At 71.1% G+C, this 19,392-nt stretch carries 17 protein-coding genes and 2 pseudogenes; 9 read left to right on the top strand and 10 right to left on the bottom strand.

The features are described from left to right. Positions 1 to 61: 61 nt before the first annotated feature. The 6 genes and pseudogenes from NT132_RS00375 to NT132_RS00350 form a co-directional block, all read right to left on the bottom strand. Positions 62 to 358: pseudogene (locus NT132_RS00375) on the bottom strand (ABC transporter permease subunit); the annotation flags it as partial. A 289-nt stretch (positions 359 to 647) separates the two neighbouring features. Next, the gene (locus NT132_RS00370) at positions 648 to 1,448 is read right to left on the bottom strand and encodes an ABC transporter ATP-binding protein (protein WP_297783078.1); all 801 of its coding nucleotides are present in this window, start codon (positions 1,446 to 1,448) and stop codon (positions 648 to 650) included. After that, positions 1,445 to 2,377, bottom strand: a complete 933-nt coding sequence (locus NT132_RS00365) for an ABC transporter permease (protein ID WP_297783075.1) — start codon at positions 2,375 to 2,377, stop codon at positions 1,445 to 1,447. Before NT132_RS00365 ends, NT132_RS00370 begins: the two co-directional genes overlap by 4 nt. Further along, positions 2,374 to 3,390, bottom strand: a complete 1,017-nt coding sequence (locus NT132_RS00360; RefSeq protein ID WP_297783073.1) for a TIGR03842 family LLM class F420-dependent oxidoreductase — start codon at positions 3,388 to 3,390, stop codon at positions 2,374 to 2,376. Before NT132_RS00360 ends, NT132_RS00365 begins: the two co-directional genes overlap by 4 nt. Positions 3,391 to 3,445: 55 nt before the next feature. Further along, on the bottom strand, positions 3,446 to 4,882 hold the full coding sequence (gene hydA, locus NT132_RS00355; protein ID WP_297783071.1) for a dihydropyrimidinase: 1,437 nt from the start codon (positions 4,880 to 4,882) through the stop codon (positions 3,446 to 3,448). A 10-nt stretch (positions 4,883 to 4,892) separates the two neighbouring features. Continuing rightward, entirely contained in the window at positions 4,893 to 5,741 is an 849-nt protein-coding gene (locus tag NT132_RS00350) for a nitrilase-related carbon-nitrogen hydrolase (protein ID WP_297783068.1), read from the bottom strand. A 170-nt stretch (positions 5,742 to 5,911) separates the two neighbouring features. Here NT132_RS00350 and NT132_RS00345 point away from each other — a divergent pair, with 170 nt between their 5' ends. The 5 genes from NT132_RS00345 (at position 5,912) to NT132_RS00325 (ending at position 11,421) form a co-directional block, all read left to right on the top strand. Next, entirely contained in the window at positions 5,912 to 7,252 is a 1,341-nt protein-coding gene (locus tag NT132_RS00345; RefSeq protein ID WP_297783065.1) for an aminotransferase class I/II-fold pyridoxal phosphate-dependent enzyme, read from the top strand. A 57-nt stretch (positions 7,253 to 7,309) separates the two neighbouring features. After that, positions 7,310 to 8,449 carry a histidine kinase gene (locus NT132_RS00340; RefSeq protein WP_297783062.1) on the top strand — a complete coding sequence of 380 codons (1,140 nt, stop codon included), beginning with the start codon at positions 7,310 to 7,312 and terminating at the stop codon, positions 8,447 to 8,449. After that, the gene (locus NT132_RS00335; protein ID WP_297783059.1) at positions 8,446 to 9,090 is read left to right on the top strand and encodes a response regulator transcription factor; all 645 of its coding nucleotides are present in this window, start codon (positions 8,446 to 8,448) and stop codon (positions 9,088 to 9,090) included. Before NT132_RS00340 ends, NT132_RS00335 begins: the two co-directional genes overlap by 4 nt. Before the next feature lie 82 nt (positions 9,091 to 9,172). Further along, the gene (locus tag NT132_RS00330) at positions 9,173 to 10,018 is read left to right on the top strand and encodes an ABC transporter ATP-binding protein (protein ID WP_297783056.1); all 846 of its coding nucleotides are present in this window, start codon (positions 9,173 to 9,175) and stop codon (positions 10,016 to 10,018) included. Then, positions 10,015 to 11,421 carry an ABC transporter permease gene (locus NT132_RS00325; protein ID WP_297783053.1) on the top strand — a complete coding sequence of 469 codons (1,407 nt, stop codon included), beginning with the start codon at positions 10,015 to 10,017 and terminating at the stop codon, positions 11,419 to 11,421. The genes NT132_RS00330 and NT132_RS00325 overlap by 4 nt, the downstream gene beginning before the upstream one ends. Positions 11,422 to 11,539: 118 nt before the next feature. Here the strand turns inward: NT132_RS00325 and NT132_RS00320 are convergent, their stop codons facing one another. Continuing rightward, a complete protein-coding gene (locus NT132_RS00320; protein WP_297783050.1) occupies positions 11,540 to 12,031 on the bottom strand; it encodes a hypothetical protein in 492 nt (163 codons plus the stop codon). Between the two features lie 90 nt (positions 12,032 to 12,121). Between NT132_RS00320 and NT132_RS00315 the strand changes: the two genes are divergently transcribed. After that, positions 12,122 to 12,724, top strand: a complete 603-nt coding sequence (locus tag NT132_RS00315) for a 2-phosphosulfolactate phosphatase (protein ID WP_297783047.1) — start codon at positions 12,122 to 12,124, stop codon at positions 12,722 to 12,724. A gap of 47 nt (positions 12,725 to 12,771) precedes the next feature. Here NT132_RS00315 and NT132_RS00310 read toward each other — a convergent pair whose 3' ends face one another. The 3 genes from NT132_RS00310 to NT132_RS00300 all read right to left on the bottom strand — a co-directional run bounded on the left by NT132_RS00310 (position 12,772) and on the right by NT132_RS00300 (position 14,776). After that, positions 12,772 to 13,260: a SprT-like domain-containing protein gene (locus NT132_RS00310; protein WP_297783044.1), complete on the bottom strand. Its 489-nt coding sequence runs from the start codon at positions 13,258 to 13,260 to the stop codon at positions 12,772 to 12,774. 29 nt (positions 13,261 to 13,289) lie between these two features. Then, positions 13,290 to 13,817 carry a hypothetical protein gene (locus NT132_RS00305; protein ID WP_297783041.1) on the bottom strand — a complete coding sequence of 176 codons (528 nt, stop codon included), beginning with the start codon at positions 13,815 to 13,817 and terminating at the stop codon, positions 13,290 to 13,292. 92 nt (positions 13,818 to 13,909) lie between these two features. Continuing rightward, entirely contained in the window at positions 13,910 to 14,776 is an 867-nt protein-coding gene (locus tag NT132_RS00300; RefSeq protein WP_297783038.1) for a spermidine synthase, read from the bottom strand. Between the two features lie 37 nt (positions 14,777 to 14,813). Between NT132_RS00300 and NT132_RS00295 the strand changes: the two genes are divergently transcribed. The 3 genes and pseudogenes from NT132_RS00295 to NT132_RS00285 form a co-directional block, all read left to right on the top strand. Further along, on the top strand, positions 14,814 to 15,569 hold the full coding sequence (locus NT132_RS00295) for a 5-oxoprolinase subunit PxpA (RefSeq protein WP_297783035.1): 756 nt from the start codon (positions 14,814 to 14,816) through the stop codon (positions 15,567 to 15,569). A gap of 5 nt (positions 15,570 to 15,574) precedes the next feature. Continuing rightward, positions 15,575 to 17,101, top strand: a complete 1,527-nt coding sequence (locus NT132_RS00290) for an urea amidolyase family protein (protein ID WP_297783030.1) — start codon at positions 15,575 to 15,577, stop codon at positions 17,099 to 17,101. A gap of 303 nt (positions 17,102 to 17,404) precedes the next feature. Continuing rightward, a pseudogene (locus NT132_RS00285) lies at positions 17,405 to 19,392 on the top strand (DNA-directed RNA polymerase subunit beta); the annotation flags it as partial.

The following is a 19,392-nucleotide window of genomic DNA, read 5'->3' as shown; positions in this document are numbered from 1 at the left end:
CGATCGCGGTGCCGAGCCCGTCGGCGGGACCGCCGAAGTACTCGGCGACCAGGGCGGAGATCACCGCCAGCGATCTCGCGCTGCGGACGCCCGTGACGAGGTACGGCACCGCGGTGGGGAAAGTGAGCTTGCGGAACTGCTGCGCTCCGCTCGCCGCGTAAGCGGTGAAGAGGTCCCGCTGCACCGGGCGCGCCTGCCGGAGGCCGCGGAGCACATTGACGAACACCGGTACGAAGGCCGCGATGCCTGCCACGATCTCGCGGCCGAACTGGCTGGAGGCGCCGAACATCGTGTTCAGAAGAGGCGTGAGCGCCACGATCGGCACGACCGCGATCGCGGCAACAACCGGCGCGCTCATCGCGTCGATCGGGCGCAGCCACGCCGCCAGGCCCGCCAGGAGAACGGCGAGGATGCTGCCGACCACCAGACCGATCAGCGCGTTGCCACCGGTGACGACCGCATCCTCCGCGATGATGCCGATGTTCTCGAACAGGGTGGCGAACACCTGCACCGGACCGGGGACGAGCTTTGCCCGGCCGGTGGTGATCATCGACAGCCCGAGCCACGCCGCCACGAGGAGCAGCCCCACCGCGAGCGGGGCGAGGATGCGGACCAGGCGCTCGGTCGCCGCGGTCACCGGATGCCCCTCATCGCTCGTTCGCCCGCTCGACGGGAGTGCCGTGCAGCGCCTCGCGGACGGCGGTGACGCGCTCGAAGAACCGGGGCGATTCGCGCAGCGCCTCGGACCGGTCACGCCCGAACGGCACCTCGAGCACGTCCGTGATCCGCCCCGGTCGCGGCGACATCACCACCACCCGATCCGACAGATACACCGCCTCCGGGATCGAGTGCGTGACGAACACGACGGCGGCGCCGGTCTCGGCGGCGATGCGGATGAGCTCGGTCTGCATCCGCTCGCGGGTCATCTCGTCGAGCGCTCCGAACGGCTCGTCCATGAGGAGCAGCTTCGGCCGGGTGGCCAGCGACCGGGCGATCGCGACGCGCTGCTGCATGCCGCCGGACAGTTCGTCCGGGTAGCGGCTGCCGAAATCGGTGAGACCGACCATTTCGGCCAGTTCCGCCGCGCGTGTGGTGCGCTCCGCTGCCGCGACGCCGTGCAGCTCCAGCGGCAGGGCGATGTTTGCCAGCACGGTGCGCCACGGGAGGAGGCCCGCCTGCTGGAACGCGATGCCATAGTCCTGGTCGAGCCGCGCCTGCCGCGCGGATTTGCCGAACACCTCGACGGTCCCGGCGCTCGGCTGGTCGAGGTCGGCGATGAGCCGCATGAGGGTGGACTTGCCGCAGCCGGACGGGCCGATGAGCGAGACGAACTCGCCGACGCGCACCTCCAGCGCGACATCGGCGAGGGCCTGCACAGAACGGCCAGCGGTGCCGAAGACCCGGTCGACGGCGGTCACCTGGACGGCGAGGGAATCGGATGCGGTCATGCCAGGGCCTCTCCACGGCGATAGGTCTTCAGAGCCAGTCCGAGCACGGCCACCCCGCCCGCGGCCACGAGGCCGAGGAGCACCGCACCGAAGATCGGTGCCCACGGCAGGGCAGGATCCGCCGAGGCGGACTGCGCCATCTGCAGGAGCATCCGGCCGAGGCCGCCGCGCATGCCGATCGACACCTCGGCGACCACGGCCCCCACGACGGCATTCGCGGCGGCGAGGCGGAGCGCCGGCAGGAGGTACGGGACGGCGGCGGGCAGCCGCAGCCGGAACAGGGTCTGCCGGTACCCGGCGGCGTAGCTGCGCATGAGGTCCTGGTGGATCGCGTCGGGGGCGTTGAGCCCCCGCAGTGCCCCGATCGCGACCGGGAAGAACGCGAGATACGAGGCGATCACGGCGACCGAGAGCCACTCCGGCCAGGGGAACAGGTTGCGGTCGATCTGGTTCCCGATCCGCGAGACGAGCGGGGCGAACGCGATGAGCGGCACCGTCTGCGACACCACGATCCAGGGCAGCAGTCCCCACTCGGCCACCCGCCAGCGCTGCATGAGCAGGGCCAGCAGCATCCCGACCGCGACGCCGATGATCCAGCCGGCTGCGGCGATGCCGAGAGTGGTGAGGATGCCGCCCGCCACCGTCTGCCACAGCGGGGGCGTCGACGCTCCGCTGGTGGGATCGAACAGGCGCGCGATCATCGTCCACACGTGCGGCATGGCACGGTCGTGCGTTCGGGGGAGGATGCGGAACCCGTCGCGTTCGGAGCCGATGACGACGCCGTCCTCGGGTCCCAGCCACTTGTACAGCTCCCACAGCAGGACGATCGCGACGATCCCGGCGGCGCCCCACAGCCAGGCTGCTCCCCGCGGCATCCCGCCGGTGCGGCGCCGTGCGGGCGCGGGGGCGACGGGATCGGTCGCCGTCATCGTTTCGCCGTGATGTGCTCGGAGAGGGCGGGGATGACGGTCTCGCCGTACACCCGCAGCGTCTCCTCCTTGTTGTCGTGCTGGAGGTAGCCGGCGAACTGCGTGACCCCGATTGCGCGCAGCTGCTCGAGCTTGGCGATGTGCTCCTCCGCGGTGCCGAGCAGGCAGAAGCGGTCGACGATCTCGTCGGGCACGAAATCGACGTGGTCGTTGTCCGACTTGCCGTGCGAGTTGTAGTCATACCCCTGCCGGCCGGCGATGTAGTCGGTCAGCGCCTCGGGTACCTCACCGCTCCCGCCGTACTTCGCCACGATGTCGGCGACGTGGTTGCCGACCATGCCACCGAACCAGCGGCACTGGTCCCGCATGTGCGCGCGGTCCTCACCGATGTACATGGGGGCGGCGACGCAGAACTTGATGGCATCGGGATCGCGGCCCGCGTTGGATGCCGCATCCCGTACCACCTGGATCATCCAGGCCGCGATGTCGACGTCGGCCAGCTGCAGGATGAACCCGTCGCCGACCTCACCGGTGAGCTTCAGGGCGAGCGGACCATAGGCGGCGACCCAGACGTCGAGCTCCGACCCGCGGCTCCACGGGAACTGCAGCGTCGCGCCGTTGTACTCGACCGCGCGAGAGTTCGCCAGCTCGCGGATGACGTGGATCGACTCGCGCAGCTCCTTCAGCGAGGTGGGCTTACCGTTCGTCACCCGCACCGCCGAGTCGCCCCGACCGATGCCGCAGATGGTGCGGTTGCCGTACATCTCGTTGAGCGTCGCGAACACCGAGGCCGTGACGGTCCAGTCGCGGGTCGCCGGGTTCGTGACGAAGGGGCCGACCGTGATGCGCCGGGTGGCGGCGAGGATCGCCGAGTAGATGACGTAGGGCTCCTCCCACAGCAGGTGGGAGTCGAAGGTCCACGCATGGCTGAACCCGTGTGCCTCGGCCAGCTGAGCGAGCTGCACGGTGCGGGATGCGGGCGGGTTGGTCTGCAGAACGACGCCGAAGTCCATGGGAGTCACACCTTCCGGTCGTTGAGCGAGGCGCGAAGCGCCGAGACGAAACGCATCAGACCAGGTACTGGCTCAGGCCGCGCGGGATGTAGCGCCCGTGGCCCTTGCTGCCGATGTAGCCAGAGTCGTCGACGACGACCGTGCCGCGCGAGATGACGGTGTCGACGTGGCCGTCGATCTCGTAGCCCTCCCACGCGGAGTAGTCCATGTTCATGTGGTGGGTCTTGTTCACCCCGATGGAGGTGTGCCCGTTCGGGTCGTAGACGACGACGTCGCCGTCGGCGCCCGGCTGGATGACGCCCTTCTTCCCGTACATGCCGAACATCCGCGCCGGGGTGGTGCTGGTCAGCTCCACCCACCGGGGCAGCGTGATCTGGCCGGTGGCGACCCCCTGGTACATGAGGTCCATGCGGTGCTCGACCGAGCCGATGCCGTTCGGGATCTTGGAGAAGTCCCCGCGTCCCATCTCCTTCTGGTCCTTCATGCAGAACGGGCAGTGGTCGGTGGAGACCATCTGGATGTCGTTCGTGCGCAGGCTCTGCCACATGTGGTGCTGGTGGCCCTCGTGCTTCGACCGGAGTGGGGTCGAGCACACCCACTTGGCGCCCTCGAGCTCGCCCCACTCCTCGCTCGTCGCGCCGAGCTGGTCCTCGAGCGAGAGGTAGAGGTACTGCGGGCAGGTCTCGCCGAAGACGTTGAGGCCGCGGTCCCGAGCGGCGGCGATCTGCTCCACCGCCTGTTTCGCACTCACGTGCACGACGTACAGCGGGGCGCCGGTGAGGTCGGCGATCATGATCGCCCGGTGGGTCGCCTCCTCCTCGGCCTGCCACGGCCGCGAGATGCCGTGGTAGTAGGGCGAGGTGTGCCCGGCGGCGAGCGCCTGCTGCACGAGCACGTCGATCATGGCGCCGTTCTCGGCGTGCATCATCATCATCGCGCCATTGTCGGCGCCCTTCTGGAACGCGCGGAGGATCTGGCCGTCGTCGGAGAGGAACACGCCCTTGTACGCCATGAACAGCTTGAAGCTCGTGACCCCCTCGGCGATGAGCTCGTCCATCGCGGTGAGCGACGAATCCTGCACGTCGGAGAGAATCTGGTGGAACCCGTAGTCGATGGCGCAGTTGCCACCGGCCTTCTCGTGCCACAGGTGGTACTGGTCGAGGATGTTCTGTTCCGGGTACTGCACGACGAAGTCGACGATCGACGTCGTCCCGCCGATCGCGGCGGCGCGGGTCCCGGTTTCGAACGTGTCCGAGGCGAAGGTGCCACCGAACGGCATCTCCATATGGGTGTGGGCGTCGATGCCGCCCGGGATGACATACTTCCCGGTCGCGTCCACGACGGTGTCGACGGACCCGGCGAGGTCGTGACCGAGCAGCGTGGAACCGGGCGCGAGCACGCCGACGATGGTCTCGCCGTCGATGAGCACGTCCGCCTGGCCCGTCCCGGTCGCGTTGACGACGGTGCCGCCGGTGATGAGGGTGGTGGCCATATCGTCCTCCTCAGGGCTTCGCGATCCGGGTGTACGAGTCGGGCCGGCGGTCGCGATAGAACTGCCAGTCGTCGCGCATCTCCTGCACCATGTTCAGGTCGAGGTCTCGTACGAGGACCTCTTCGTGCTCGCCGGAACCCCGTTCACCGACGAAGTTGCCGCGGGGGTCGATGACCTGGCTGGTGCCGTAGAAGTCGACGGCCAGGTCGCCGTACTCGTTGTCCTCACGCCCGACCCGATTGGGCTGCAGCACGAAGTATCCGTTCGCGACGGCGGCGGCGGGGCCTTCGACCTCCCACAGCCGGTTCGACAGCCCGGGCTTGGTCGCGTTGGGGTTGAACACCATATGCGCATCCGCGAGTCCCAGTTCCCGCCACCCCTCCGGGAAGTGCCGGTCGTAGCAGATGTACATCCCGATGCGTCCGACGGCGGTGTCGAACACCGGGTAGCCGAGGTTGCCGGGGCGGAAGTAGAACTTCTCCCAGAACCGGTCGAGGTGAGGCAAGTGGTGCTTCCGGTATTTCCCGAGGATCGTGCCGTCCGCATCCACGAGCACAGAGGTGTTGTAGTAGACGCCGGTCTCGGCCTCTTCGTAGATCGGCAGCACCATCACGGTGCCGAGTTCCTTCGCCAGCGCCGCGAAGCGCTGCACGATGGGGCCGTCCGCCGGCTCCGCGTAGCGGTAGTACTTCTTGTCCTGCGTGATGCCGAAGTACGGCCCGTAGAACAACTCCTGGAAACACAGCACCTGCGCGCCCTGCGCTGCCGCATCCCGTGCGAAACCTTCGTGCTTGTCGAGCATGGACGCCTTGTCGCCCGTCCATGTCGTCTGCGTGATCGCAGCCCGTACCGTCGTCATCTTTGCCTCCCGGATCAGGGTGTTGGCGTGGAGCATACGACCGTGGAGACGGTCTCGGATAGGTTTCGCTCCCGTTCTGTTACTGTTCCGCGTGAACATTTCTCTGCAATTTCCGAATGTGACGGCGCCGTAAATCCTCCGGATGCGGCCGGGGACCGGCGGGAGAACGGATGCTGCGACCAGAGGCGCTGACCGAGCGCACACCGCAGGGCATCGCGGGCGAGATCTCCCGCCTCGTGGCGGAGGGCGCGCTCGCCCCGGGGGAGCGGCTGCCGACCGTCCGCGACGTCGCATCGGAGCTGGGGGTGTCGGCCGGCACCGTCAGCGCCGCGTGGCGCGCGCTCGCCGGCGCCGGGGTGATCGTCACCCGCGGCCGGTCGGGGACCTTCGTCCGTGAGGATCGCCGGGAATGGCTGAGCCCGCGCGTCAACCACCTCGTAGCGGCGGGCGAGGCCAGCAGGCTCGACCTGTCGCTCGGGACGCCGGACCCGGTGCAGCTGCCGTCGCTCGCGGCCGCGCTCGGCCGCGTCACGCCGCTCGCCGACACCGGCCGCTACCACGATCTGCCGGTGCTCCCCGAGCTGGACGCCTTCCTCCGCGAGAACTGGCCGACCCTGGGGGTGGAGGCGATCACGGTCGTCGATGGCGCCCTCGACGGCATCTCGCGGGTGATGGAGCAGGTGGTGCGCTTCGGTGACCGTGTCGCGGTGGAATCCCCCGGGTTCCCCTACTTCTTCGACCTGCTCGACGTGCTGGGCGCGGAGCCCGTCCCGCTCGCGATCGATGGCGAGGGTGTGACGCCCTCCTCGCTCGCGCGGGCGCTGTCCCGCCGCCCGGTCGCGGTGGTGCTGCAGCCGCGCGCGCAGAATCCGACCGGGGCCTCGATGTCGGCCGACCGCGCCCGAGCGCTCGTGCGGGTACTGCGGACGGTTCCCGGCGGCGACCGGGTCACCGTCATCGAGGACGATCACTCGGCGCTCATCGGCTCTGCCCCCGATGTCACGCTCGCGCGGTGGTTGCCGGCGCAGGTGGTGCACGTGCGCAGCTTCTCGAAGTCGCACGGTCCCGACCTGCGGGTCGCCGCGATGGGCGGGCCTGCGCGGATCATCGAGCAGGTGGTCGCGCGGCGGATGCTGGGCCCCGGCTGGACCTCACGGCTCCTGCAGGCGGTGCTGCTGGACCTCCTCACCGATCCCGGCGCCGTGGCGCGGGTACGCACCGCGCGGCTCGTCTACCGCGACCGCGTGGACCGGCTGGTGGCCGGGCTCCGTCGTCGCGGCATCGACGTCGGCGAGCCCGACGGGATCAATGTGTGGCTGCCCGTCAGGGACGAGCGCGCGGCCCTCGTGCACCTCGCCGCCGCGGGGATCGTGGCCGCCGCCGGGTCGCCCTTCGTCATCGACGACACGGTCGGGCCGCACCTGCGGGTGACGGCCGGCAGTGCCACCGAGGGGGTCGCGGTCATCGCCGACGCGCTCGCCGACGCCGCTGCCGCCCCGCCGCTCGGCTGAGGCCAGATACATCCGCAGACGGATGCCGAAGCCCGTCCGGCGCCGTAGCGTGAAAGGGTGCTCCGCCCTCTGACCGCCCGACAGCTCTGGTTCGACGTCGGTCTCGCGGCGGTGTACTTCTTCGCGGTCGCCCTCGTCCCGGGCAGTCGCGGCGGCGAGCTTCTGGTTGCGGCGGTCCTCGCGGTGGCCCTCGGGGTCCGTCGGCGGGCGCCGGGTATCGCCCTCGCGGTGGCATGGGGGGCGGCGATCCTGCAGATGGCGGTGGCGCTCCAACCGATCCCGGCCGACATCGCGATCTTCGCGGTGCTCTACGTCACCGCGGCCTACGGGTCGCGGGTGGAGTTCTGGCTCGGCTTCGCGTCCTCGTTCGTCGGGGCCGCCGCGATCGCCGTCTACCTGGTGATCGCCCTGCCAGCGCGTGAGGGCACACTCGCCCTGTCGTTGAGCGACCTTCCCGTGGCGCTGCTGGTGGCGGTCGCGGCGACGTTCGGGCTGCTCCTCGCCTGGACCGCGGGGGCGCTCGTCCGCACGGTCCAGCGCGCCCGCGCCACCCGCGTGGCGCAACAGCTGGCCGAGGCGGAGGCGAGTGTCGAGCAGGGGCGGGTGCGCATCGCCCGAGACATGCACGACGTCGTCGCGCACTCCCTGGCCGTGGTCATCGCGCAGGCGGACGGGGCGCGCTACGCCGCCGCGTCCGACCCGGATGCGGCCGCATCCGCGCTCGAAACGATCTCGTCGACCGCGCGGGCTGCGCTCGCGGACGTGCGGGTGCTCCTGACCCAGCTCCGCCACCGGGAAGGGGAGAGCCCGCAGCCGACCATCGCCGACCTGGACGAGCTGTTCGCGCAGGTCCGCGCGGCGGGCCTCGACCTCCGCGTGCGCATCGACGCGCCGCCGCTCGACGCCCCCGCCGCGGTGCAGCTCGCGGTGTACCGCATCCTGCAGGAGGCCCTCACGAACGTGCTGCGCCACGGCGGTCCGGGCGGGGCGACCGTCGTCCTGTCCTGGTTCCCGGAGCGCGTCGAACTCTCGGTCGCCAACGCGGCCGGCCCGCGCGCGGCGGGCACCGGTTCCGGGCACGGCATCATCGGGATGCGGGAGCGGGCCGCGCTCGTCGGCGGGTCGCTCACCGCGGCACCCCACGACGACGGCACCTTCCGCGTCGCCGCGACGCTTCCGATCGGAGCCCCGGTATGACCGACCCCATCCGCGTCGTCCTCGTCGACGACCAGGCGCTGTTCCGCGCCGGCATCCGCATGGTGATCGACTCCCAGCCCGACCTCGAGGTCGTGGGCGAGGCCGGCGACGGTCAGGCCGCGATCGCACTGGTGCGCAGCATCCGTCCCGACGTCGTGCTCATGGACATCCGGATGCCGGTGCTCGACGGCCTCGCGGCGACCGCCGAACTGCTGCGCGACCCCGCACCGCCGCGGATCGTCATGCTGACCACCTTCGACCTGGACGAGGCCGCCGCGCGCGCGATCCGGCAGGGCGCGAGCGGCTTCCTGCTGAAGGACACGCAGCCCGAGTTCCTGCTGGCGGCGATCCGCACCGTCCATACCGGGTCATCCGTCATCGCGGCCGCCGCGACCACCGACCTGTTCACCGCCTTCCCCGCGCCCGTCGCGCCACCGCCGCCGGCGTACGCCGGCCTCACCGACCGGGAGCGGGAGATCTTCGCGCTCGCCGCCCGCGGACTGTCGAACGCCGAGATCGCCCAGGGCGAGTTCCTCTCCGAGGCGACCGTGAAGACGCACATCAGCCGCATCCTCGCCAAGCTGTCCCTCCGCGACCGGGTGCAGCTCGTGGTCTTCGCGCACGATCATCACCTGATCTGACGCGCACGTCATCCCCGCGACGGATGCGGATACCTCTTGCGCCCGACGCGGCACCGGGGCGCCGGTTCTTAGCGTCGAAGACATGCACATCACCTCCACCGAGCTGGGCTTCGCCGCCCGCGTCGAACGCCTCACGAAGCACTACGGAACCGGCGAGGGCACGGTCCGCGCCCTCGATGGGGTGAGCGTCGGCATCCGCGCCGGCGAGTTCACCGCCATCATGGGCCCCTCGGGCTCCGGGAAGTCCACCCTCATGCACATCATGGCGGGGCTGGACGCGCCGACCTCCGGCCGGGCGTGGCTCGGCGACACCGACATCACCGACCTCAGTGACGGCGAACTGACCGTGCTCCGCCGCCGGCGGGTGGGGTTCGTGTTCCAGTCGTTCAACCTCATCCCCACGCTCGATGTGGAGGGCAACATCCTGCTCCCGTTCGAGCTCGACGGACGCCGTCCCGCGGGAATGGAGCGGGCGCGCATCGACCGGCTCATCGATGCGCTGGGTCTTCGTCCCCGGCTGCGCCACCGCCCGCATCAGCTGAGCGGGGGCCAGCAGCAGCGGGTCGCGATCGCCCGTGCGCTGGCCGGGGCGCCTGACCTCGTCTTCGCCGACGAACCCACCGGGAACCTCGACTCGCGGACCGGGCGCGAGGTGCTGCAGCTGCTGCAGGAGGCCAGCCGCGAACATGGCCAGTCCATCGCCATGGTCACCCACGACCCGATCGCCGCCGCCTTCGCGGACCGGGTGCTGTACCTCGGCGACGGTCGCATCGTCGCCGACCATCGGGGCGCGAGCGCCGAGGAGATCTCCGCCTACATGCTCGCCGCCGAGCTCGACGGGGCACGCGCGGGCACCGCTCCCACGGGACCGGATGCGGCGGGTGCCGCGGGTGCGGCAGCCACCCCGGATGCGCAGGTGCGCGCATGACCCCGTGGTTCCGCGAGACCGGGATGGGTGCCAGCATCCTCGTCGCCGCCATCTCCACCGCGTTCGGGGTGCTGCTGCTGACGGCGACCGAGTTCATCTCGGCGCTGATCCGCTCGGTGCCGGACATCGGTGAGGCGGGGAGCGTCGTCGCAGTGCTCAGCATCCTGGGCGGGGTCCTGCTGGGGCTCGCCGTGTACGTCTCCGCCATCGTCGTGGCGAACACGTTCGCGACAATCGTGGCGGGTCGCACCCGCCGCATCGCGCTGATGCGGCTCATCGGTGCGACCGCGCGGCGTGAGCGCGGCGTCATCGCGCGGCAGGGGCTGTTCGTCGGCGGCGTCGGCGCGTTCCTCGGGCTCGTCGGCGGGACGGCCGTCGGCGCGATCGGGATCCAGCTGCTGACGTGGTCGCTCGCCCTCCCCTCGGTCGAGGTGGCGATCGCGCGTCCGGTGCTCCTCGTGCCCGCCGTCATCGTCGTCCTCACCACCTGGGCGGCGGCCTGGGTCGGGTCGCGCCGTGTGCTGACGGTGACGCCGTTGCAGGCGCTCGCCGGGTCCGGGGAGCCGCCGCATGAAGAGCTCGTGCGGCGCACCGGGCGCAATGTCGCCGCGATCGTGCTCCTCGCGATCGGTGCGGCGCTCCTCGCCCTCGGCGTCCTCGTCGGCGCGATCACACCGCTCGGCGTCGTGATCGCCTTCTTCGGCGGTGTGTGCTCGTTCACCGGCGTCGTCCTCGGTGCGACCCTTGTCGTACCGCCGGTGCTGCGCCTGGTCGGCCGGGCGTTCGGCACCTCCGCGACGGCGCGGCTCGCCGCATCCAATGCGCTGCGCTATCCGGAGCGCACCAGCCGGATGGCGATCGGTGTCGTCATCGGTGTGACGCTCGTGACCATGTTCGCCGTCGCGCTCGAGACGCTGAAGGCGGTCATCGGTGACGCGTACGGCGGCGAGACACCGGCCGATCTTGCCTTTGCGATCGACACGTTCTCGAGCATCATGATGGCGTTGATCGCGGTATCGGCGGTGATCGCGGGCGTGGGCCTGGTGAACCTGCTCGTCCTCGGAGTCGTGCAGCGCCGGCGGGAACTGGGGCTGCTGCGCACCCTCGGCCTCTCGAACACGCAGGTGCGACGGATGGTGCTGCTGGAGGCCGCGCACATCACGATCGCCTCGGTTGCCGCGGGCCTCGTGCTCGGCACGGTCTACGGCTGGGCGGGGGCGCAGTCGGTGCTGGGCTCGGTGCCCACCGTGAGCGGCGATCTGCCGATCGTCGCCCCGGCCGTCCCGCCGGGGCCGATCCTCGCGATCATCGTCGCGACCGCGCTGCTGACGTTCGTCGCCGCGGTCGTCCCCACCCGGCTCGCGACCCGCATCGCCCCGGTGGCGGCGCTCGCCGAAGTCTGAGGGCTGTCGGAATTCAGGCTGTGAAGCCGGGGCCATGCGCAGAAACCGCGCTGCGGCCGCCACAGCCTGAATTCCGACACGTTCGCCCGGGGAACTCCCCGGTGGCGCGGGCGGAAGGTCAGGCCTCGGGGTCGTGCGCCCAGGTGGGGGCGAGGGCGCGGATGCGGGCGCCCCGCCACTGCCACATCGTCCACAGCACCGGCCAGAGCGCCGGGGCAGTACGGCCGCCGATGACGAGACGTTCGCGCCAGAGGGTCCGTCCGGGGGCGCCCGGCACCGGCGAGATCGCCATCTGGTGGTCCCACACGTCGAGCGTCGCCAGCGGTCCCGTCAGCGGCGAACCCGAGTCGCGGAAGATCCGCACCTGACCGTCCTTCGCCTCGACGACACGATCGCTCACCGCGATGAGTTGCCGGCCGAGCGGCACGATCCCGAGCGCGAAGAGGCCGACCGCGGCGTCCTGCCCCGGCTCCCATGCGGTCGGCGGCGGCGACAGCGGCTGGACGTCCAGCAGCGGGCCGTACAGTTCCGCCACGGCGCGCGGCGAGTGCAGCGCCCGCCACGCCGCATCCGGGTCGCAGTCGATCTGGAACTTCTGCAGGATGCGCATGCCCCAGTGTCGCACCGACCTGCGGCGCGTGGCGGACGGTTTGTGACGCCCGGTTGGAGCAGCGGGCGAGGGCGACCCTACGCTGAAGGGATGCCGTCGCCGTTCGATCAGTCCCGCTATCAGGTTCGTGTCGAGTGGGGCACCGCCGGTCTGACCCGTCTCGCACCCGCCGAGATCGTCGTCCTCGTCGATGTTCTGCTGGACTCCACCTCCGTCGCGGATGCGGTGGCCCGCGGCGACCGTGCCCCGGTCCCGCCAAGTCTCGCGGAGGCGGTCGCCGCCGCGGGGGATGCGCTCGTTTACGCCGCGGGGCTCACCAACGCGACCGCAGTGGCGCGCGAAGTGCTCGCCGAACAACAGCGCCGCGCCGACCGCACCTCGGTCGCGGTCATCGCCCTCGGCGACGCCGATGATCGGGGCGGCTTGCGGGTCGCCGTCGAGGATCAGTTCGGCGTCGGCGCGGTTGTCGACGCGCTCGGGACCCTCGGGATCGACCACACCTCCCCTGAGGCGGCCGCCGCCGGGGAGTCCTTCCGGGGTCTCCGGCGGGCGCTCCGGCATCTGCTCACCGCATCCGGTGCCGGGCAGGCGCTGCTCGACGCGGGTCGTCGGGACGAGGTCCTCGCCGCGGCGCGCATCGACGCGGTCGACGTCGTTCCGGTGCTGCGTGACGGGGTCTTCGTCACCGCCTGAGCGGACGTGAAACGAGCGACGGGCGAAGCCGCCTGAGCAGCCACCGACTATCGCGGGGTCATCGCCGCCTGACGGGTGGCCGGGGTGATCTCGCGGCGGGTCCAGGTGAGGGCGTGACGCGGGTCGAAGCGGGGCGCGCACAGCGCGCACGACGTCGGCCGTGTCGCCCGGCGGTGCCGGTAGACGACATGGCCGGCCGGGCAGGTTCCGACCCACGCCGCCAGCTCCACCGCCGTCTCGCCGCGATGCGTGGTGCCGCCGACGTAGCCGATCTCCCGGGCGATGCGCTTCCACGCCGGCCCGTGTCCCGCCGTGGACCCTGCGAGCGCATGGGCCACCTCGTGCAGCAGCGTCTGATGGTTCTCGTCGTCGTCGTAGCGCGCAGCCAGGTACCGCGAGACGCTGATTCGTTTCCTGCCGAAATCGCAGAGTCCGGCGCGGCGCTTGGCGTTGTCGAACCCGAACGACCAGCTCGCGTCGAGGTGGAGCGCGATGAGGGCTTCCGCCCATCCGCGCACCCGGTTCAGTTCAGACATGCCGGCAGCGTACGTCGGGGAACGGACACTCAGCTCGCGACGGTGGCGCGCACCCGGCGGCGGTCGATCGCGTCGATCGCCAGCAGGGTCGGCTCCAGCTCGTCGTCGCCGGCACCGGCCTCCTGACGCAGGAACAGCGAGCGCTTGAAGTCCGCGCGGGCGCCCTCCAGATCGCCATCGTCGAACCGGCTCTTGCCGCGGTGCTGGTAGGCGAACGCGGCGATCCCGGCCCAGCCCTGACCCTCGGCCTCCTCGGCGCAGGTCGTGAACTCCTGCTCGGCGGCGGCGAACTGACGGCGCCACTGCAGGATGGTGGCGTGCAGGATGCGGGCACGCAGCAGGTCCTTGCGCGTCCCGCCCATGCGCGCCAGCCGTACCGACTGCTCGGACACGCGGAGCGCCTCGTCGAGCTGGTCGGTCACCTTCAGCAGCCACACCCGCTCCAGCAGCGCGGGAAGGCTGCGCAGCGGTCCGATCTCGTCGAGCCGGTCGAGGCATTCGCGGACGTCAACGATTTCCCGCAACGTCTCGGGGTCGTATCCCTGGATACTGCTCATGTCGACTCCTTTCCGCACCGGTCACCACATCGGCGGGTCCGCTCATCCAGTCTGCCTGCCGCATCCCTCCGCGCGGCTCAGGCCACGCCGGATCAGCGCTCGAAGATCGAGGATGCGGGTTTGGGTGACGGCACCGCGTCCGCGTCCGTGGCGGGGCGGACCGATCCGACGAACTCGTCGAGCTCCGCGCCGTGCGACACCTTCGCCGGATGCGGGCCTGCGGCCATCAGCCGCGGCAGCCACTCGGTCGGCAGGGGCGCCGCGGACGCCGCGATGACGAGGTTCCCGAACCGGCGGCCCTTGAGGGTCTGCACCTCCGCGAGGAGGACGACGTGCTCGAGCACCTCGCGGACGGTGGCGACCTGGCGACGTGCGAACGCGAGGCCCGCACCGTCGGCGACGTTCACGAGCAGCACGCCGCCGGGAGCGAGGAGCGCCGCCGCCTCGCGGTAGAACTCGATCGTCGTCAGATGCGCGGGCGTCTGGGACCCGGCGTACACGTCGGAGACGAGCAGGTCGACGTTGCCGGTGAGCCCGCCCGGCAGGCGTCCGAGGCCCTCGCGGGCGTCGCCGATGCGGACCCGGATGGACGCGCCGCGTGGGAGCGGGAGCTGTGCACGGACGAGGTCGACGAGCGCCGGCTCCAGCTCGATCACCTGCTGCCGCGACCCGGGCCGGGTGTGCTCGATGTACCGCGGAATGGTCAGCGCCCCGGCGCCGAGGTGCACCGCCGTCAGGGGCTGTCCCGGCAGGAGCAGCCGGTCGATGACGGCGCCCATCCGTGCGACGTACTCGAAGTGCAGGTGCGTGGGGTCGTCGAGGTCGACGTGCGACTGCGGGGTGCCGGCGACCTCGAGCTCGTACCCGGACGTGAAACCGGAGGGCACGATCCGCGCGATCGACCCGTCGCTCAGGCGCGCCTCGGGCCGCTCGACCTCTTCGTACCGCGCCCGTGCCATGCCCCCACGCTATCCCCCGGCCGGATAGCGTGGGCGCGTGCGCACGATCGATCTCAATGCCGACCTCGGCGAGACCGTCGACGGGCGACCGACCGCCGACGATGAGGCGATGTTCGCGGTCATCTCCAGTGCCAGTGTCGCCTGCGGCGGTCACGCGGGGGATGCGGTTTCCATGCGTGCGGCGGTGGACCGCGCCGCGCGGTTCGGCGTGTCCCTCGGCGCGCACCCCTCGTTCCCCGACCGGCCGGGATTCGGCCGGGTGGCCCTGCGGATGTCGCCCGCCGAGCTCCGCGAAACCGTCGCCGCGCAGCTCGCCGGGCTTGCGGACGCCGGGGCGGACCTCCGGTACGTGAAGCCGCACGGGGCGCTCTACCACGTGGCGGGAGCCGATCCCGAGGCCGCAGCTGCAGTCGTGGCCGCGGTCGCCGACCTCGCCGCCCGGCTCGGCAGGCCGCTGCCCATCCTCGGTCTTGGCGATGCGCTGGCCGTTGCCGCGCACCGGGCCGGACTCCCCTTCCGCCGCGAGGCGTTCCTCGACCGCGGTTACCGCCCGGACGGGTCACTCGTCCCCCGCGGCGAGCCCGGCGCCCTGTTGCACGACGCGGCCGAGGTCGCGGAGCGCGCCGTGCACCTGGCCGCCCACGGTCAGGTGCACGCGACCGACGGGACGACCGTGGAGACGGATGCGGTCTCCCTCTGCCTGCACGGGGACACTCCGTCCGCGGTGGCCATGGCCCGGGCGGTGCGCCAGGCGCTCGCTGCCGCGGACGTCGCCGTCCGCGCGCCCTGGTGACCGTCATGCGGATCCTGCCGATGGGGGACGCCGCACTGCTGGTCGAAGTGGGGTCGCTGCCGGAGGTCCTGGCGCTCCACGCCGCCATGTTGTCGTCCGCTCCAGCCGGTGTCGTCGACCTCGTCCCCGCTGCGCGCACCGTGCTCGTCCGCGTCGACCCGCGGACGCTGCGACTCGCCGTCGCCCGCGCCTGGATCGGTGCGCTGCGCCCGGCCGCATCCGTCAGCCCGGAGATCGGGGCGCCCCCCGTGACGGTCGACATCGCCTACGACGGGCCGGACCTCGCCGAGACCGCCGCACTGCTGGGCGTGACCGCGGCCGACCTCGTCCGCCGTCACCGCGAGGCGGAGTGGACGGTCGCCTTCACCGGATTCGCTCCCGGCTTCGGATACCTCGTCAGCACGGACTGGCCCTTCGACGTACCCCGCCGACCGACGCCGCGCACCCGCGTCCCGGCCGGAGCGGTCGGCCTCGCCGCCGAATTCACCGGCGCCTACCCGCGCGCCACCCCCGGCGGCTGGCGGCTGATCGGCACCACCTCCGCGCCCCTGTTCGATCCGCGCGCCGCCTCGCCCGTCCTGCTCACCCCGGGCGCCCGGGTGCGGTTCCGGGAGATGCCGGCCGTGCGTCCCCGCACCGAACCGGCCCCGTCGCCACCGACCGGAACGCCGGCGTTCCACGTGCTCTCGCCGGGCGTGCAGGCGAGCGTCCAGGACCTGGGACGGCGCGGCACCGCCTCCCTCGGGGTCGCCGACTCCGGTGCGCTCGACCGCGCCGCCCTGCTCCTCGGCAACCGCCTCGTCGGCAACCGGAGCGACGCCGCGGGCGTCGAGGTCACGCTGGGCGGCTTCCGCGCCGTCGCCGAGCGAGACCTCTGGGTGGCGGTGACCGGGGCGGCGGGGCCGGGGACTCTCGGCGGCCGGGCTCTCGCGGTCGGCCGTGCGGTGCCGTGGCCCGCCGGGGCGGAGCTGTCCCTCGGCCCGCTGATCTCCGGTGCACGCGCCTACCTGGCGGTGCGGGGCGGTATCGCGGGGGAGCGGATGCTGGGATCCCGCGCCACCGATGTGCTCGCCGGGCTCGGCCGGCCGCTCGCCGCCGGCACCGTGGTGTCGGTCGGCGAGGAGGTCGACGCGCCGATCCCGCCCGTCGACCTCGCCCTCGTCTCCGCGGCACCGGGCATCGTCGAGGTCGGACTCCTGCCCGGCCCGCGCGGGGACTGGTTCACCGCATCCGCGCTGACCGACCTGTTCGACGCCGAGTGGACGGTCACCTCGGACACCGACCGGGTCGGGATGCGGCTGGACGGGCCGGTGCTGCCGCGCCGCCTCACCGGCGAACTGCCCAGCGAGGGCATGGTGCCGGGGGCGATTCAGGTGCCGCCGTCGGGAACACCCACGATCCTCCTCGCCGACGGCCCCGTCACTGGCGGCTACCCGGTGATCGCGGTGGTCGCGTCGCACGCGCTGGGGGTGCTGGCACAGGCGAGGCCGGGGGACCGGCTGCGGTTCCGCCGCGCCCGCGTCGACGGCTGACACCGGCCGGAACCGGTCCCCTATCCGGACGGGGAGAGACGGCATCCCGGCCACGGGGAGCACCGCGGCGCGCGTTTATACCGCAGCATCCGAAAGTCGTCAAGAATCGACTGGACACGGCGCGTCGGGACGCCTATAGTTAGTAGTTGCGCTCAGTTCCCCCTGCCCTCATATGGTGGTCGGCTTGTGCGTTCGTGGCCCCCGCAGATAGCGGCGTGCGGCGCGAATGTTTCGGGGACGATCGAGCACTCCACCTGACGACAAGGACACGAGCCCCGCCCGGGCCCATGGAGGTATTTCCCCTTGGCTGCTGCGCCCAACGCATCCACTTCCACCACCAAGACCCCTAAGAACGGACGCGCGGCTTCGCGCCTCTCGTTCGCCAAGATCTCCGACACGCTGACGGTCCCCGACCTTCTCGCGCTGCAGACCGAATCCTTCGATTGGCTTGTCGGCAACGACACCTGGAAGGCGCGCGTCGCAGAGGCGAAGGCCATCGGACGCACCGATGTGCCGGAGATCAGTGGTCTCGAGGAGATCTTCGAGGAGATCTCCCCGATCGAAGACCTCAGCGAGACGATGCAGCTGAGCTTCACGAACCCGTACCTCGAGCCGGAGAAGTACTCGATCGAGGAGTGCAAGGAGCGCGGCAAGACCTACGCCGCCCCGCTGTACGTCGAGGCCGAGTTCATGAACCACCAGACCGGTGAGATCAAGACCCAGACGGTCTTCATGGGCGACTTCCCGCTGCAGACCGGCAAGGGAACGTTCATCATCAACGGCACCGAGCGTGTCGTCGTGTCGCAGCTCGTCCGTTCGCCCGGTGTCTACTTCGACCGCGTCGCCGACAAGACCAGCGACAAGGACATCGTCTCCGCTCGCATCATCCCGAGCCGCGGTGCCTGGCTGGAGTTCGAGGTCGACAAGCGCGACCAGGTCGGCGTGCGCATCGACCGCAAGCGCAAGCAGTCCGTCACGGTGTTCCTGAAGGCCCTGGGCCTGACGACGGAGGACATCCGCAACGAATTCGCCGGCTACACCTCGATCGAGGAGACGCTGGAGAAGGACACGATCCTCACCAAGGAGGACGCGCTCCGCGACATCTACCGCAAGCTCCGTCCGGGCGAGCAGGTCGCCGCTGAGGCCGCCCGCGCGCTGCTGGACAACTTCTACTTCTCGCCGAAGCGGTACGACCTCGCCAAGGTCGGTCGTTACAAGATCAACCAGAAGCTGGGCCTCGACAAGCCGCTCCGCGACTCGGTGCTGACCGTCGAGGACATCGTCGCGACGATCAAGTACCTGGTGAGCCTGCACCGCGGCGACGCCACCTTCACCGGTGTGCGCGCGGGCAAGCCCGCCGAGATCCGCATCGACGTGGACGACATCGACAACTTCGGCAACCGTCGTATCCGCGCGGTCGGCGAGCTCATCCAGAACCAGGTGCGCACGGGTCTGTCCCGTATGGAGCGCGTGGTCCGCGAGCGCATGACCACGCAGGACATCGAGGCGATCACCCCGCAGACTCTGATCAACGTGCGTCCCGTCGTGGCCGCGATCAAGGAGTTCTTCGGCACCTCGCAGCTGTCGCAGTTCATGGACCAGAACAACCCGCTCGCGGGTCTGACCCACAAGCGCCGCCTGTCGGCGCTGGGCCCGGGTGGTCTGTCCCGTGAGCGTGCCGGCGTCGAGGTCCGTGACGTCCACCCCTCGCACTACGGCCGTATGTGCCCGATCGAGACCCCGGAAGGCCCGAACATCGGTCTGATCGGTTCGCTCGCATCGTTCGCGCGGATCAACGCGTTCGGTTTCATCGAGACCCCGTACCGCAAGGTCGTCGACGGCCAGGTCACCTCGCAGATCGACTACCTCACGGCCAGCGAAGAGAACGACTACATCGTCGCGCAGGCCGGTGCCGAGCTGGACAAGAACGGTCACTTCGTGACCGAGCGCGTCCTCGCCCGTCGCGGTCAGGGTGGCGAGGTCGACCTGTTCCCGGCCGGCGAGATCGGCTACATGGACGTCTCCCCGCGCCAGATGGTGTCGGTCGCGACCTCCCTCATCCCGTTCCTCGAGCACGACGATGCGAACCGCGCCCTCATGGGTGCGAACATGCAGCGTCAGGCCGTGCCGCTCGTGCGCAGCGAGTCGCCCGTGGTCGGTACCGGTATGGAGGGCTACGCAGCCATCGACGCCGGTGACGTGGTCACCGCGCAGAAGTCCGGTGTCGTCATGGAGGTCTCGGCCGACGTCGTCACCATCCAGCTCGACGAGGGCGGCACGCAGGACTACTT

This window comes from Microbacterium sp. (assembly GCF_026393345.1).
In the GTDB taxonomy this organism is placed as follows: Bacteria; Actinomycetota; Actinomycetes; order Actinomycetales; family Microbacteriaceae; genus Microbacterium.
Note: the sequence above shows the minus strand (reverse complement) of the source record. Positions and strands in the feature narration are given on the sequence as shown.

What these genes read in the sequence shown, in the direction of transcription:
- NT132_RS00370 (WP_297783078.1), bottom strand. Translation starts at nt 1,448, where the DNA reads ATGACCGCATCCGATTCCCTCGCCGTCCAGGTGACCGCCGTCGACCGG.
- NT132_RS00365 (WP_297783075.1), bottom strand. Translation starts at nt 2,377, where the DNA reads ATGACGGCGACCGATCCCGTCGCCCCCGCGCCCGCACGGCGCCGCACC.
- NT132_RS00360 (WP_297783073.1), bottom strand. Translation starts at nt 3,390, where the DNA reads ATGGACTTCGGCGTCGTTCTGCAGACCAACCCGCCCGCATCCCGCACC.
- hydA (WP_297783071.1), bottom strand. Translation starts at nt 4,882, where the DNA reads ATGGCCACCACCCTCATCACCGGCGGCACCGTCGTCAACGCGACCGGG.
- NT132_RS00350 (WP_297783068.1), bottom strand. Translation starts at nt 5,741, where the DNA reads ATGACGACGGTACGGGCTGCGATCACGCAGACGACATGGACGGGCGAC.
- NT132_RS00345 (WP_297783065.1), top strand. Translation starts at nt 5,912, where the DNA reads ATGCTGCGACCAGAGGCGCTGACCGAGCGCACACCGCAGGGCATCGCG.
- NT132_RS00335 (WP_297783059.1), top strand. Translation starts at nt 8,446, where the DNA reads ATGACCGACCCCATCCGCGTCGTCCTCGTCGACGACCAGGCGCTGTTC.
- NT132_RS00330 (WP_297783056.1), top strand. Translation starts at nt 9,173, where the DNA reads ATGCACATCACCTCCACCGAGCTGGGCTTCGCCGCCCGCGTCGAACGC.
- NT132_RS00325 (WP_297783053.1), top strand. Translation starts at nt 10,015, where the DNA reads ATGACCCCGTGGTTCCGCGAGACCGGGATGGGTGCCAGCATCCTCGTC.
- NT132_RS00320 (WP_297783050.1), bottom strand. Translation starts at nt 12,031, where the DNA reads ATGCGCATCCTGCAGAAGTTCCAGATCGACTGCGACCCGGATGCGGCG.
- NT132_RS00315 (WP_297783047.1), top strand. Translation starts at nt 12,122, where the DNA reads ATGCCGTCGCCGTTCGATCAGTCCCGCTATCAGGTTCGTGTCGAGTGG.
- NT132_RS00310 (WP_297783044.1), bottom strand. Translation starts at nt 13,260, where the DNA reads ATGTCTGAACTGAACCGGGTGCGCGGATGGGCGGAAGCCCTCATCGCG.
- NT132_RS00305 (WP_297783041.1), bottom strand. Translation starts at nt 13,817, where the DNA reads ATGAGCAGTATCCAGGGATACGACCCCGAGACGTTGCGGGAAATCGTT.
- NT132_RS00300 (WP_297783038.1), bottom strand. Translation starts at nt 14,776, where the DNA reads ATGGCACGGGCGCGGTACGAAGAGGTCGAGCGGCCCGAGGCGCGCCTG.
- NT132_RS00290 (WP_297783030.1), top strand. Translation starts at nt 15,575, where the DNA reads ATGCGGATCCTGCCGATGGGGGACGCCGCACTGCTGGTCGAAGTGGGG.